This window comes from Solwaraspora sp. WMMA2101 (genome assembly GCF_049179175.1).
Lineage (GTDB): Bacteria > Actinomycetota > Actinomycetes > Mycobacteriales > Micromonosporaceae > Micromonospora_E.
In genome coordinates, this window is sequence record NZ_JBMHMA010000006.1 from 2,794,339 (window position 1) to 2,808,265 (window position 13,927).

At 73.3% G+C, this 13,927-nt stretch carries 13 protein-coding genes; 2 read left to right on the forward strand and 11 right to left on the reverse strand.

The genetic code is table 11. The features are described from left to right. Window positions 1-44: 44 nt before the first annotated feature. From ACN28F_RS13495 to ACN28F_RS13525, 7 genes are all read right to left on the reverse strand, one after another. Window positions 45-803: a type III pantothenate kinase gene (locus ACN28F_RS13495; protein WP_421358029.1), complete on the reverse strand. Its 759-nt coding sequence runs from the start codon at window positions 801-803 to the stop codon at window positions 45-47. A gap of 17 nt (window positions 804-820) precedes the next feature. Further along, window positions 821-1,753, reverse strand: a complete 933-nt coding sequence (gene nadC / locus ACN28F_RS13500) for a carboxylating nicotinate-nucleotide diphosphorylase (protein ID WP_289208302.1) — start codon at window positions 1,751-1,753, stop codon at window positions 821-823. Next, on the reverse strand, window positions 1,738-3,432 hold the full coding sequence (locus tag ACN28F_RS13505) for an L-aspartate oxidase (RefSeq protein WP_289208303.1): 1,695 nt from the start codon (window positions 3,430-3,432) through the stop codon (window positions 1,738-1,740). Before ACN28F_RS13505 ends, nadC begins: the two co-directional genes overlap by 16 nt. Before the next feature lie 78 nt (window positions 3,433-3,510). After that, on the reverse strand, window positions 3,511-4,416 hold the full coding sequence (locus ACN28F_RS13510) for a septum formation family protein (RefSeq protein ID WP_289208304.1): 906 nt from the start codon (window positions 4,414-4,416) through the stop codon (window positions 3,511-3,513). Window positions 4,417-4,534: 118 nt separating this feature from the next. After that, a complete protein-coding gene (gene panD, locus ACN28F_RS13515) occupies window positions 4,535-4,981 on the reverse strand; it encodes an aspartate 1-decarboxylase (RefSeq protein WP_289208305.1) in 447 nt (148 codons plus the stop codon). Then, a complete protein-coding gene (panC, locus tag ACN28F_RS13520; protein ID WP_289210737.1) occupies window positions 4,981-5,862 on the reverse strand; it encodes a pantoate--beta-alanine ligase in 882 nt (293 codons plus the stop codon). The genes panD and panC overlap by 1 nt, the downstream gene beginning before the upstream one ends. A gap of 44 nt (window positions 5,863-5,906) precedes the next feature. Continuing rightward, window positions 5,907-6,854 carry a Rossmann-like and DUF2520 domain-containing protein gene (locus tag ACN28F_RS13525; protein ID WP_289208306.1) on the reverse strand — a complete coding sequence of 316 codons (948 nt, stop codon included), beginning with the start codon at window positions 6,852-6,854 and terminating at the stop codon, window positions 5,907-5,909. 135 nt (window positions 6,855-6,989) lie between these two features. Here ACN28F_RS13525 and ACN28F_RS13530 point away from each other — a divergent pair, with 135 nt between their 5' ends. Then, window positions 6,990-8,045, forward strand: a complete 1,056-nt coding sequence (locus tag ACN28F_RS13530; protein WP_421361390.1) for an SAM-dependent methyltransferase — start codon at window positions 6,990-6,992, stop codon at window positions 8,043-8,045. Next, window positions 8,042-9,232 carry an NADH-quinone oxidoreductase subunit D gene (locus tag ACN28F_RS13535; protein WP_421358032.1) on the forward strand — a complete coding sequence of 397 codons (1,191 nt, stop codon included), beginning with the start codon at window positions 8,042-8,044 and terminating at the stop codon, window positions 9,230-9,232. Before ACN28F_RS13530 ends, ACN28F_RS13535 begins: the two co-directional genes overlap by 4 nt. 7 nt (window positions 9,233-9,239) lie before the next feature. Here ACN28F_RS13535 and ACN28F_RS13540 read toward each other — a convergent pair whose 3' ends face one another. From ACN28F_RS13540 to ACN28F_RS13555, 4 genes are all read right to left on the reverse strand, one after another. Next, a complete protein-coding gene (locus tag ACN28F_RS13540) occupies window positions 9,240-11,024 on the reverse strand; it encodes a hypothetical protein (protein WP_289208308.1) in 1,785 nt (594 codons plus the stop codon). Window positions 11,025-11,345: 321 nt separating this feature from the next. Beyond that, window positions 11,346-12,350, reverse strand: a complete 1,005-nt coding sequence (locus tag ACN28F_RS13545; RefSeq protein WP_289208309.1) for a glycine betaine ABC transporter substrate-binding protein — start codon at window positions 12,348-12,350, stop codon at window positions 11,346-11,348. A 143-nt stretch (window positions 12,351-12,493) separates the two neighbouring features. Further along, window positions 12,494-13,234, reverse strand: coding sequence for an ABC transporter permease (locus ACN28F_RS13550; RefSeq protein WP_289208310.1), 741 nt, complete (start codon window positions 13,232-13,234; stop codon window positions 12,494-12,496). Next, the gene (locus tag ACN28F_RS13555) at window positions 13,231-13,926 is read right to left on the reverse strand and encodes an ABC transporter permease (protein ID WP_289208311.1); all 696 of its coding nucleotides are present in this window, start codon (window positions 13,924-13,926) and stop codon (window positions 13,231-13,233) included. Before ACN28F_RS13555 ends, ACN28F_RS13550 begins: the two co-directional genes overlap by 4 nt. Window position 13,927 lies beyond the last annotated feature (1 nt).

Here is a 13,927-nt window from a genome sequence, read left to right on the forward strand (position 1 = left end):
CTCAAGCCGGAGCGGACCCGGCAGTCGATAAGCGCCGCAGCGGCTCAGGTGTTGCGCTCGAACACCATCCGCAGGCCGATCAGGGTGATCATGGGCTCGTGGTGGGTGATGGTCCGGCACTCGCCGATCACCACCGGCGCCAGACCACCAGTGGCAATGACCGCGCTGAGCTGCCCCAACTCTTCCGACATCCGCTCCACGATGCGATCCACCTGACCGGCGAAACCGAAGTACATGCCCGACTGCAGGCACTCCACCGTGTTCTTGCCGATCACCGCCCGGGGCCGGGTCGGCTCGACCTTGCGCAGCTGCGCGGCCCGGGCCGCCAACGCGTCGAACGAGATCTCGATACCCGGCGCGAACGCACCGCCGAGGAACTCCCCCCGGGCGCTGATCACGTCGAAGTTCGTGGTGGTGCCGAAGTCCACGACGATCGACGGACCGCCGTACAGGGTGTGCGCGGCGAGAGTGTTGACCACCCGGTCGGAGCCGACCTCCTTGGGGTTGTCGATCGCCAACTGCACGCCGGTCTTCACCCCCGGCTCCACGATGACGCTCGGGATGTCGCCGTAGTAGCGGGCGAGCATCGACCGTAGCGACCGCAGCGCCGCCGGCACCGTCGAGCAGGCCGCCACCCCGGTGATCTCCACCGCGTCCCTGGCGAGCAGCCCACGGAACATCAGACCCAGCTCATCGGCGGTGGACCGGGCGTCGGTCTTGATCCGCCACGAGTGGACCAGCTTGTCGCCAGAGAAGGTGGCCAGCACCGTGTTGGTGTTACCGATGTCGATGCAGAGCAGCATGTCGTCCTCCCGGCCGGTCAGCGCGACGGCCCGTCGGCACCAGCGTCGCGCGAACCGGCGTCGGCGGCCGGCCGCAGGTCCAGCGCGATGTCCATGATCGGCGAGGAGTGGGTGAGCGCCCCCACCGACAGGTAGTCCACGCCGGTCGCCGCGTACCGCGCCGCGTTGGCCAGCGTCAACCCGCCGGTCGCCTCCAACTCGGCACGGTCGCCGACGGCGGCCACCACCTCCCGCAGCAGCTCCGGCGGCATGTTGTCGCAGAGCAGGAACGTCGCCCCGGCCGCCACCGCCTCCACCGCCTCGGCCAACGTCGTCACCTCGACCTCGACCGGCACCTGCGGGAACGCCGCGCGGACCCGTCGGTACGCGGCCCCCACCCCGCCAGCGGCCAGCTTGTGGTTGTCCTTGACCATCGCCACGTCGAACAGGCCCATCCGCTTGTTGCCGCCGCCGCCGACCCGCACCGCGTACTTCTCCAACGCCCGCAGCCCCGGCGTGGTCTTGCGGGTGTCCAGCACGGTCGCCGTCGAGCCGGCCAGCGCGTCGGCCCAGGCGCGGGTGTGGGTGGCGATCCCGGACAGCCGACTGATCAGGTTCAACGCGGTCCGTTCCCCGGTCAACAGGGTCCGGACCGGGCCGGTCACCGAGGCCAGCACCGTACCGGCCGGCACCCGGTCACCGTCGCTGCGGTGCAACCGCACATCGACCGGCGTACCGGCCGACGGCACCGCGTCGAACACGGCGGCGACCAGCGCCAGCCCGGCCACCACCCCGTCGGCCCGGGCCACCAGCTCGGCGGTGCCGATCTGGTCGGCGTCGATCGTCGCGGCCGTGGTCACGTCCAGCCCGGCCGGACCGAGATCCTCGGCGAGCGCGGTCGCGACCACCCGCTCGACCACGACGGGGTCGAGGTCGCCGTCGACCGGCCCGGCGGTCAGCTCGCTGCGCATGACGGCTCCCAGGTCAGGGTGGGCGCTCCGGCGGAGCCGAGACCGCTCACCAGATGTCCCGACCAGTCCTCGTCGGCCTCCGGGAAGTCGTCACGCCAGTGACAACCCCGGGTCTCCTGCCGGGCGTACGCCGCCGCCACCAGCGCGGTGGCGACGGTGACCAGATTAGTCGTCTCCCAGTCGGCGGTGCCGGGCACACCCGGCACGGCGGCCGCGGCGCGCAACGCGGTCGCCGCTGCGTCGAGGGTGGCCGCCGACCGCAGCACCCCGGCGCCCCGGCTCATCGCCCGCTGCAACGGCTGCCGCGCGGTCGCCGCCACCACCCATCCGGGGTCGTCGCCGGTGCCGGCGTCGGGCCCGGCCGGATCCTGCTGGGCGGGCAGCGCACGGGCGATGTCGCGGGCGATCCGCCGGGCGAACACCAGCCCTTCCAGCAGCGAGTTGCTGGCCAGCCGGTTGGCGCCGTGCACCCCCGTGCAGGCCACCTCGCCGCAGGCGTACAGGCCGGGGATGCTGGTCCGGCCGTACAGGTCGGTACGGACGCCGCCGGAGGCGTAGTGCGCGGCCGGTGCGACCGGGATCAACGCCTGCGCCGGCTCGATGCCGGCGGCCCGGCAGGAGGCGACGATGGTCGGGAAGCGCCGGTCCAGGAACTCGGCACCCAGATGCCGGGCATCCAGATGGACGTGGTCGCTGTCGTTGGCCACCATCACCCGGTGGATGCCCTTGGCGACCACGTCCCGGGGGGCCAGTTCGGCGAGTTCGTGCTGGCCGAGCATGAACCGTTTGCCGTCCGGGTCGACCAGGTGGGCGCCCTCGCCGCGCAGCGCCTCGGAGACCAGCGGCTGCTGTCCGCTGCCGCCGGCCCCACCGGGCACCGCCAGCGCGGTGGGATGGAACTGGACGAACTCCAGGTCGGCCACGACCGCGCCGGCCCGCAGCGCGAGCGCCACCCCGTCGCCGGTGGAGACCGCCGGGTTGGTGGTGGTGGCGAAGATCTGCCCCATCCCGCCGGTGGCCAGCACCACCGCCCGGGCCAGGATCGCCCCGACCCCGTCCGGGGAGCCCTCGCCGAGCACGTGCAGGGTGACCCCGCAGGCGGCACCCGGTGCCCCGGCCCGCTCCGGGGCGGCCCGCAGCAGGTCGACCACCAGGGCGTGCTCGACCAGCCGGATCCACGGGTCCCGGCGGACCGCCGCGTGCAGCGCCCGCTGCACCTCGGCACCGGTCGCGTCACCGCCGGCGTGCACGATCCGGTTCGCCCGGTGCCCACCCTCCCGGGTGAGCAGCAGCGCACCGGCGGCGTCCCGGTCGAACTCCGCGCCGACCCGCATCAGCTCCCGGACCCGCGCCGGCCCCTCCTCCACCAGGGTCCGGACCGCGTCCCGGTCGCACAGGCCGACGCCGGCGACCTCGGTGTCCTGGGCGTGCGCCGCCGGGGTGTCCAGCGGGTCCAGCACGGCGGCGATCCCGCCCTGCGCCCAGCGGGTGGAGCCGTCGTCGATGTTGACCTTGGTCACGACGGTGACGTGCAGGCCGGCTTCCCGCAGGTAGAGCGCGGCGGTCAGACCGGCGATCCCGGAGCCGACGACCACCACGTCGGTGGTCTCCGCCCAACCGGGCTGCGGCGCGGCGAGCCGGCCCGGCAGGGCGGGCAGTTCCGGGGTACGCACGAGCATGGCGTCAGTCAACCCCGCCCGCCGCAGGCCGGGTGCGCCGGGGCGACCGGATGTGGGCCGGTACACCCGCGCCGCCGCCTACTCGTACTGGATCGGCAGCCCGTCGGTCCCGGCGCCCTTGAGCGAACGGCTGACGTTGCGCTCGTTGAGCCACAGGTAGCAGCGGACCCCCCGGTTGCCGGCCGCCCACTCGGTCGCGCCGCCCGGCAGCGAGATCACACCCGTACGGAACTGCAGGTTGTCGTCGAGCGGCACCCCGGCGTACCGGCCGATGATCTTGCGGCACTCGGCGTGGAACTGGGCCCAGTCCCGGTCCTTGGTGGGGAACGGGATGTCCGGTGCCTGCCACACCCCGGCGAACTCCGCGTTGTGCGGCTTGTCGCACTGCTCCGCCGGCATCGTGTCGATCGCGCCGTTGCTGTCGTTGCGCACCGCGTAGCAGGTCAGATGCAGCGGGGACGGCTCGGCGAGCGCGTCCCGCAGACTCGCGGTACGGCTGGCCGTACCGCCGTTGTCCTCGACGTTGGTCAGCTCCGTCATGTCGCAGCGGAACCACCGGGCGCCGCCCTCCCAGGCCGCCGGCGAGGGCACCGCGACGCCGATCCACAGCCGACCGGACCGCCAGTCGCCACCGACGTACTCGCTGGCCTTGGTGTCGCACTCGGCGTACGCGCCACGGATCTCCGCCGACCCCTGGGCCGGCGGCTCGGCCGCCTCGGCCACCGCCGCGCCGAACGCCCCGACGTGCACCGTCTCGGTCCGGTGCGGCGCGGTGCAGTCCACCGGGCTGTACGACGACAGGTAGGCGGTCTCGGCGAAGTCACCCGAGTGGCAGACCTCCGCCGGCGGCACGAACGGGGTCGGCTCGGGGATCGGCTGCCAACTGTTCGTCAGCTTCCCGTCCACCCCGGCGGGCAGGCCGCAACCGGTCAGGCCGAGCGCGAGCGCTCCGCCGACCGCGACGGCGGCGGTCCATCGGCGCATCGTGTCCCTCCCACGGGCACTGGCTGGCAGGCAGTAGTACGGACCGCCGAGCATACGTGAGCTTCCAGTCACCGGCCGGTGACGGTGGGGCAGCACGGTACGACGGCGACGTCCCACGCTACGGCGTGGCGGCAACCGTCGGCCAGCCGACGGCCCGGTCACCGCGTACCGGCTCGCCGACCAGACCGGCCGGCGCCCCGGCCGGGTCCGCGTCCAGCTGGATCACCCGGTTGGCGGCGTCGACGTGTACCACCCGGGGGGTGAAGGCACGCGCCTGCTCGTCGGTGAACTGCCCGTACGCGATCAGGATGACCAGGTCACCGGGGTGCACCAGGTGGGCGGCGGCACCGTTGATGCCGATCACGCCGCTGCCCCGGGCACCTTCGATGACGTACGTCTCCAGCCGGGCCCCGTTCGTCACGTCCACGATGGCGACCTGCTCACCGGGGAGCAGGTCCGCCGCGTCGAGCAGATCGGCGTCGACGGTGACCGAACCGACGTAGTGCAGGTCGGCCTGGGTCACCGTGGCCCGGTGGATCTTCGACTTGAGCATGGTGCGCAGCATCAGGGTCCTTCCGATCGCGGGCCGGACTGCAGGTCGGGTCGGGGGTCGGCCAGGTGCACCGGCGCGTTGTCGATCAACCTGGTCCCGCCGACCCGGGCCGCGATCAGCAGCCGGGCCGGGCCGGCCACCGGCGGGGCCAGGTCGGGACCGGTCAGCACCAGGTAGTCCAGCTCGGCGGCGCCGGCGGTGTGCCGGTCGAAGGCGGCCCGGCCGGCAGCCACCACCTCGGCGGCGTCACCTCCGGCGTCGGCCGTCGCGGCCCCGGCCCGTAACGCCGCGGCCAGCCCCAGCGCCGTCCGTCGTTGCGACGGGGACAGGTACCGGTTGCGGCTCGACCGGGCCAGCCCGTCGGCCTCCCGGACGGTCGGCACCCCGACGATCTCCACCGGCAGGTCCAGGTCCCGCACCATCCGCCGGACCAGGGTCAGCTGCTGGTAGTCCTTCTCGCCGAAGAAGGCCAGATCAGGGCGGGTCAACTGGAGCAGCTTGAGCACCACGGTGAGGACGCCGTGGAAGAAGCCGGGCCGGCTCGCCCCCTCCAGGGTCTCGCCGACCGGACCGGGGTTCACCCGGACCATCGGCTCGCCGTCCGGGTAGATCTCGGCCCGGCCCGGCGCGAACACCAGCCCGACCCCGGCCTGCCGGCAGATCTCCAGGTCGTCGTCGATGGTGCGCGGATAGCGGTCGAAATCCTCGGTCGGACCGAACTGCAGCGGGTTGACGAAGATCGTCACGATGACGTGGTCGGCCCGGGCCGTCGCCGCCCGCAGCAGGGCGGCGTGCCCGTCGTGCAGCGCACCCATCGTCATCACCACCGCCACCGATCCGGTCCAGCCGGCCCGTACGGCGGCCAGCTCGGCGCGGGTCCAGGCGACCTGCAACCCGGCGGTCGACGACGCACCCACCGCGCCCACTCCCGGCGCGCTCACCGCGCCCACTCCCGGCGCGCCGCCGCAGCGGGGTCCCGGCCGGCCAGCACGTCGAGCAGCGGTACGGCGTCGCCGGCCGACAGCCGACCGGCGGCGATCGCCCGGTCGGCGGTCCGCCGGGCCAGCGCCAGGTAGCTCGGCAGACTCTCCGGCGCGGTCCCGGCCAGGCGGTCGACATGCCGCGCGACGGTACCGGCGTCGCCGCGCGACACCGGCCCGGTCAGCGCCGCGTCGCCGTGCGCCAGTGCGTTGTCCAGGGCGGCCCGCAGCAGCGGCGCCAGCACTTTCGCCGGGTCACCGACCCCGGCGTCGCGCAGCCGGTCGGCGGCCTCGTTGACCAGGGTGACCAGGTGATTGGCACCGTGTGCCAAGGCGGCGTGGTAGAGCGGACGGTCGGTTTCGTCGACCCACTCGACGCTGCCGCCGAGATCGGCGACGAGCCGCTGCGCCAACGCCCGCGCCGATACCGGGGCGGTGACGCCGTAGCTGATGCCGGGCAACCTGTCGAGATCCCCTGGCTGCCCGGTGAAGGTCATCGCCGGGTGCAGTGCCAGCCCGACGGCCCCGGCACGCTCCACCTCGGCGAGCACCCCGAGCCCGTACGCGCCCGAGGTGTGCGCCACCACCTGACCGGTGCGCAGCACCTGCCGGGCGGCGAGCTCGGCCACCAGTCCGGGCAGTGTGTCGTCCGGCACGCTCAGGATCAGCAGGTCGGCGGTGGCCGGCACAGCGGGGACCGGCCGACGCGGCACGCCGGGCAGCATCCGGGCGATCCGTTGTCTGCTCGTCGGGCTGTCGCCGGAGACGGCGGTGATCCGGTAGCCGGCGGCGGCGAGGGCGGCGGCGAGCACCACGCCGACCCGTCCGGCGCCGATGACCCCGACGGTGGGGCCGGTGTCCCGGTCGGCGGAGACGTCCGCCGCCGGGCGCGCCAATGCGCTCATAACGTGATCCAGTCCTCGAAACGGGGGTACCGGTCGATGCCCAGTATGCGCCGCCGCCACACGGCCGAAACATGGTGTGTGAAAACCTTCACCCCGGTCGACTAGGGTGGCCGGGTGCTGACCTGGCGGGCCGCCATGACCCGGGCGCTCTACGGTCCGCAGGGCTTCTACCGGGCCGGGGGCGGGCCGGTGCCGGCGACGCACTTCCGGACCAGCGCCCAGACCGGGGTGCCGTTCGCCACGGCGGTGCTGCGGCTGCTGACCCGGGTCGACCGGCTGCTCGGCCACCCCGACCCGCTCGACCTGGTCGACATCGGTGCCGGTGGCGGCGAACTGCTCGGCGCCGTCCACGACCTGCTCGGCGCCGTCCACGACGGGGCCCGACCACTCGCCGGACGGCTCCGGCTGGTCGGCGTCGACCACGCCGACCGACCCGCCGGGCTGGCCGCCGACATCGGCTGGCAGGCCACCCTCCCGACCGGGATCGTCGGACTGCTCGTCGCCACCGAATGGCTGGACAACGTACCGCTGGATCTGGCCGTGCGGGTCGACGGCGTCGTGCGGTACGGCCTGGTCGACCCGGTCACCGGCGCCGAGCGGCCCGGCGACCCGCTTGCCGACGCCGACGCCGCCTGGCTGGCCCGGTGGTGGCCGGCGCTGCCCGACGGCGGCCGGGCCGACCTTGGTCGGGCCCGCGACGAGGCCTGGGCCGAGGCCGTCCGGACGCTGCGGCGGGGCGTCGCGGTCGCGGTCGACTACGGCCACCGGTACGCCGAACGCCCGACCGCCAGCACGCTGACCGGCTACCGGTCCGGTCGGACCGTCGCCCCGGTGCCCGACGGCTCCTGCGACGTCACCGCCCACGTGGCGATCGACGCGGTGGCCGACGCCGGCACCGCCGCCGCCGGTGGCGCCGGTCATCTGCTGCGCCGGCAACGCGACGTCCTGCGGACGCTGGGCGTGTCCGGTGCCCGGCCGCCGCTGACCCTGGCCGGCAGCGACCCACGCGGCTATCTCGCCGCGTTGTCCGCCGCCGGCACCGCCGCCGAACTGACCGACCCGTACGGCCTGGGCGCGCACTGGTGGCTGCTGCAGCCCGTCGGCCTGACCGCCGAGGACGGTTCGCTGCCGGCCGCCGACGCAGCCGCCGCGCTGCTGGCCGACGACGGCGGCAGCGACGTGGCACGATGACCGGCATGGACACCGAGACCGGTTCGCTGCCTGCGGCCGACCCGGCAGCCGGGCTCCGTCAGGTCACCGTCGGCACGGGTGCTGGCCTGGACACCGCCGACATGGTGCTCAACATCGGCCCACAGCATCCGTCCACACACGGCGTACTGCGGCTCAAGCTGGTCCTCGACGGCGAGCGGGTGGTCTCCTGCGAGCCGATCGTCGGCTACATGCACCGGGGTGCCGAGAAGCTGTTCGAGGTACGCGACTACCGCCAGATCATCATGCTGGCGAACCGGCACGACTGGTTGTCGGCGTTCGGCAACGAACTCGGGGTGGTGCTCGCCGTCGAGCGGCTGATGGGCATCGAGGTGCCGGAACGCGCGGTCTGGCTGCGGACCGCGCTGGCCGAGCTGAACCGGGTGCTGAACCACCTGATGTTCCTCGGCTCGTATCCACTGGAGATCGGGGCGCTCACCCCGGTGTTCTACTCGTTCCGGGAGCGGGAGACCCTGCAGACCGTCATGGAGGAGGTCTCCGGCGGGCGGATGCACTACATGTTCAACCGGGTCGGCGGCCTCAAGGAGGAGGTGCCGGCCGGCTGGACCCGCCGGGCCCGCGAAGCCATCGGCCAGGTCGAGGCGCGGATGCCCGACCTGGACCGGCTGATCCGGCGCAACGAGATCTTCCTCGCCCGTACCGTCGGCGTCGGGGTGCTCGACGCCGCCACCGCCGCCGCGTTCGGCGCGTCCGGGCCGGTCGCCAGGGCCAGCGGGCTCGACCTGGACCTGCGCCGCGACGAGCCGTACCTCGCCTACGGCGAACTCGACGTCCCGGTGGTCACCCGGCGCACCGGCGACTGCCACGCCCGGTTCGAGGTCCTGCTCGACCAGGTGTACGTCTCCCTCGAGCTGGCCCGCCGCTGTCTCGACCGGGTCGACCAGCTGACCGGGCCGGTCAACGTCCGGCTGCCCAAGGTGGTCAAGGCACCCGAGGGGCACACGTACGCCTGGACCGAGAACCCGCTCGGCGTCAACGGTTACTACCTGGTGTCCCGGGGCGAGAAGACCCCGTGGCGGCTCAAGCTGCGGACCGCCTCGTACGCCAACGTGCAGGCGTTGGCGACGCTGATCCCGGGCAGCCTGGTACCGGATCTGGTGGCGATCCTCGGGTCGATGTTCTTCGTGGTCGGTGACATCGACAAGTGAGGTCGGGCTAGCGCCGTCGACGGTCCTCGGAGTACTCGTAGTCGTCGGCGTAGCGGCCCCGCCCGTCGTCGGCGTAGCCGTCGTCGCGGTAGCCGCGCCCGACGTCGTCGCGATATCCCCGCCCCGCGTCGTCCCGGTAGCCCCGGCCGGCGTCGTCCCGGTAGCCCCGCCCCACGTCGTCGTGCAGGTCCCGGCCGGTGTCGTCCCGGTAGCGCCGACCGGTGCCGCCGTCGTCGCGGTACCGGCCACCGTCGAACTCGTCGGCCCGGTAGCGCCGACCGGCGTCGGGCTCGCCACGGACGTCCCGGCTGCTCTCGGCGCGGTACCGGCCGCCCGCTTCGTCGGCGCGGTTGCGCCCGCCCGGATCGTCGTCGCGGTAGCGGCCGCCCTCGAGGTCGTCGGGCCGGTAGCGACGGCCGGGCTCGTCGTCGTCGCGGTAGCGGCCACCCTCGAGGTCGTCGGCGCGGTAACGACGGCCAGGTTCGTCGTCGTCGTCGCGGTAACGACGGCTGCGGCGCACCGGTTCGGCGTCGGCCACCTCGCGTACGCCGGACGACCAGGGCGTGACCTCGGCGCTGCTGCCGGCCGGCAGCGCCGGCAGCGCGGTACGGCGCGGACCCGGGCTGTCCGCCACGTCGGGCGCCCGTTGGTCCCAGCGGGCGTCGCGCCACGGCGGTTCGTCCGCCGATCGGGCACCGGACACCGGCGCGTCGAACCGGGAGGCGTCCCGCGCGCCCCTCGGGTCGGGGCCGTCGAACCGGCCACCCGGCCGGTCCAACCGGTCGTCGGGGTAACGGCCGGCCCGGTCCTCGGCGTACCGGTCGGGTCGACCGGCACCGGCCGCCCGGTCGGCGTAGCCGTCCTCGCCCCGGCCGGTCGACCACCGCTGCGCCGGCGAGCCGGTGCCGTAGCCGTCGGCCCGCCCGGCGTCCCACCGGTCCTCGGCCCGGTCGCCGTAGCGCTGCTCGGAACTGTCGTCGCGGTCACCGTTCCAGGACCACCGGTCGTCGGCCTGGCCACGCGGCCGTCGGTCGGACCACGACTGCTCGTCGGCCTCGGCCGCGCGTCGACCGCGTGTCGAACTCGCCGACCATTCCCCGTCGATCGACTCACCGGTACGGGTGCCGTACCGGGTGCCGCCGTACACGGTGCCCCCCGGTTCCTCGGCCGCCGGTCGGCGGCCACTCGCCGGGGCCGGCTCGATCTGCCGGGCCAGCCCGTTGGCCGCTGGCTGACGGGGCAGCACGGTCCCGGTCACCGCCGGCACCGAGGCGCGGCCACCGGTCGGACCGGACCCGTACTGACCGGCCCCGTACTGACCCGCGCCGTACTGACCGTCGTAGTCGGCCGCGCCGTTGCGCCCGCCGTAGCCGTCGGCACCGTTGCGTCCGCCGTAGCCGGCCGGGCCGGAGGCAGGGGCAGCCGCCGGCACCGCCGACGCCGGGGCGCTCGGGTCGAAGCGGTCGTACCCGGCCTCGTCGTCGGGACGGGCCGACCGGCCCCGGTCACCGCCGGAGGCGTCCCGGCCCCGGACCGGTACGTCGCGGGCGGTGGCCTCCGCCCGGACCGCTTCGGCGCGGGCGGACTCGACGCGGACCGCCTCGCTGCGCACCACTTCCCCACGGACCGCGTCCACCTGGCCACGCAGTGCCTCGACGTCGTCCTGCATCGCCTGCACCTTTTCGCCGAGCGCGCGATGGGTGGCCCGTACCGCCGTGGAAATGTCATTACGGACGTCCTCGCGGAGCACGTCCATCTCCTCCACCAGCGCATCTTCCATGTCAGTGCGCATAGTTTCGATGCCACCACGTAAAGTGATTGACAATCCGATCAGGACGACCGATGCGATCGCGATCACCATCGCGAGCCGTAATGACCCGTCACCATCGCCAAGCAGCAACAAAACCGCAGCTAGAGGCGCCAACCCCAGGCCACCCCAGGTAAGCCACTTGAGTGGAACCGTGCGGCGTGGCTCCTCTTCGGCCTCGGGAGCGGACATGGCTGTCGAGCCTACCCACATCTGCAGATCAACGGAACGGGTACCGCTGAGCGGCCGAGTGGACAGGCCCGACGACAGCCGGTGGTGGCATCCGTACGGACGCCACCGGAAAAATCAGCCGGCGGCCAACGCACCGTCCGAGGAGAACACCAGACCGACGCTGATCTCACCGGTGGTCAACGCGGTCTTGGTCTGCGGCCCACCGGCGTCGAGAGAACTGAACTCACCGGCCCGGAAGTCGTACACCTCGACCAACCCCTGCTGGCACTTCGGCCGCTGCGGGCACTCCGGCGGACCACCCAGCACAGTCGCCTCGCCGGAGCATTTCTCGGCCAGCTCGGAAAGCGTCCGCACACCGTACTCCTCGGCGAACGCACTGGTCACCGCGAAGGCGTTCTGGTTCTGCGCCGCCGACGGCTCCCCGAAGACGATGTTGACCTGCTCACCGACGCGGCGCAGCCCGGCCATGGTCTCGGTCAGGTCCGTCGACGAGATCGCCGGAGCGTTCTCGCCCTCGACCTTGCCGTTGATGAAGTCGGCCAGGGTGGCGGCGTACTCCGGGACCACCTGGATCTCACCGGTCTCCAACGCCGGCTCGTACAGCTCGCGGTTGCCGATCTGCTGCACCGTCACCTCGTAGCCGGCGGCCGTCAACGCGATCTTGTACAGCTCGCCCAGGATCTCGCTCTCGCTGAAGTTCGCCGCGCCGACGGTCAACTCGCCGCCCGGTCCGGTCTCGATACCGTCGGCCAGGCCCTCGGCAGCGGCGAACTCCTCGGCCGCAGCCTGCGGCGTCTGCCGGTCGACGTCGACCGCCCGGTTGAGCCCGATCAGCTTTTCGGTGTCCAGCGCAGCCGACACCTTGTCCAGCGCGGCGATGACCTGCGGCGATGCCGCGTCGGCGTTGATCGCCGGCACGATGTTGTCGGTGTTCTGCAGATTCTGGTCGTCGTCGAGGACCACCAGCTGATCGCCGGCGACCGGTGCGCAGCCGGCACCGGACGCCCCCGCCTGCGGCGCGTCGGTGCCGGACGACCCGGCATCCCCGCAGCCGGCGAGAATCCCCGCCGCCGCGACCGCGCTCACCGCGCCCAGCGCGACCCGTGTCCGTACCAGCATGACTGCCCGCCTCCCGTATGCCCGCAAACGCGACCGGCTTGTGCCGTCGCCGGCGCCGTCGCCCGATTCCTCTACCGAACATCCTCACAGCCAGGTCCGACAAGCGCTGAAGATCGGTTGTCATCGGATCGTCACAGGACGCGTCAAGCCGCTCCCACCGCACTGGCCTGTTCGTCGGCCGGCCGCCGGTAGCGCCGCAGCGGCAGTGGCGTGAGCATCCGCTCGGCCACCGCCAACACCGCCTCGGTGACCAGCGCGAGCGACGCGACCAGCAGGCCGCCGGCCAGGATCTGGCCGCCGCCCACCGAGATGCCCAACCCGAATCCGGCACTGATGATCTGGCCCAGACCCCCGCCGTTGACGAACGCCGCCAGCGCCGCCGTCGCCACCACCTGCACCGCGGCGGTCCGGAACCCGGCGGCCAGGTACGGCACCGCGAGCGGCAGCTCGACCCGGCGCAGCACCTGCCAGCCGGACAGGCCCATCCCCCGGGCCGCCTCACGCACCTGCGGGTCGACCTGGCGCAGCCCGGTGTACGCGTTGGCCAGCAGCGGCGGCACCGCGAACACCGCCAGGGCCAGGATCACCGGCGGTTTGCCGAAGCCCAGGAACGTCAACGGCAGAATGGACAGCAGCGCGATCGTCGGCACCGCCAACGTGATGTTCGACACCAGGACCACCACGGCACCGCCGCGTCCGGTGTGGCCGAGCCAGAGGCCGAGCGGCCAGGCCACCAGGACCCCGATCGCCACCGCCGCCGCCGAGATCACCAGATGCTCGCCCAACCGGTCGAGCACCCCACCCGGATTGGTCCAGTTGAGCGGATCGTTGAGCCAGACCACCGCCTGCTCGACGGGGTTCGCCGCCGCGTACCGACGGCTCATCGGACGGCCCGCCGGGCGGTCCACGGCGTCAGCAGCCGCCCGGCGACCGCCAGCAGCAGATCGAGCGCCAGCGCCAGCGCCACACTGAGCAGGGTCCCGGTGAGGATCTGTGCCTTGTAGAAGTTGTTCCGGAAACCGCTGAAGATCAGGTCGCCGAGACCGCCGTAGCCGATCAGCGACCCGACGGTGACCAGCGCGACGGTGGAGACCGTCGCCAGCCGTACCCCGGTCAGGATGCTCGGCAGAGCCAGCGGCAGTTCGATGCGCAGCAGCCGGACGAGCCGGCCGTACCCCATCCCGTCGGCCGCCTCGATCGTGTCCGCCGGCACCTGGGTCAGCCCGGCCAGGCAGTTGCGCACCACCAGCAGCAGCGCGTACAGGACCAGGGCGATCAGCACCGACGCCGGGTTGGTCGCCCCCACGTACGGGGCCAGGAAGGCCAGCAGGGCCAGCGACGGGATCGTGTAGAGCACCCCGGTGAGCGCCAGGATCGGACCGGTCAACGGCCGGAACCAGTACGCCAGCACCGCCAACGGCACCGCTATCAGCGCCGCCACCACCACCGCCTGTACGGTCAGGGTGACGTGTTCGGTGAACGCGGCGACGATCGTCGACCAGTTGTCCCGCACGTACTGGCCGGAGAACCACGGGTTCCCCGGATCAGCCCGGTCGTCGAGCAGGTGGAAGGACACA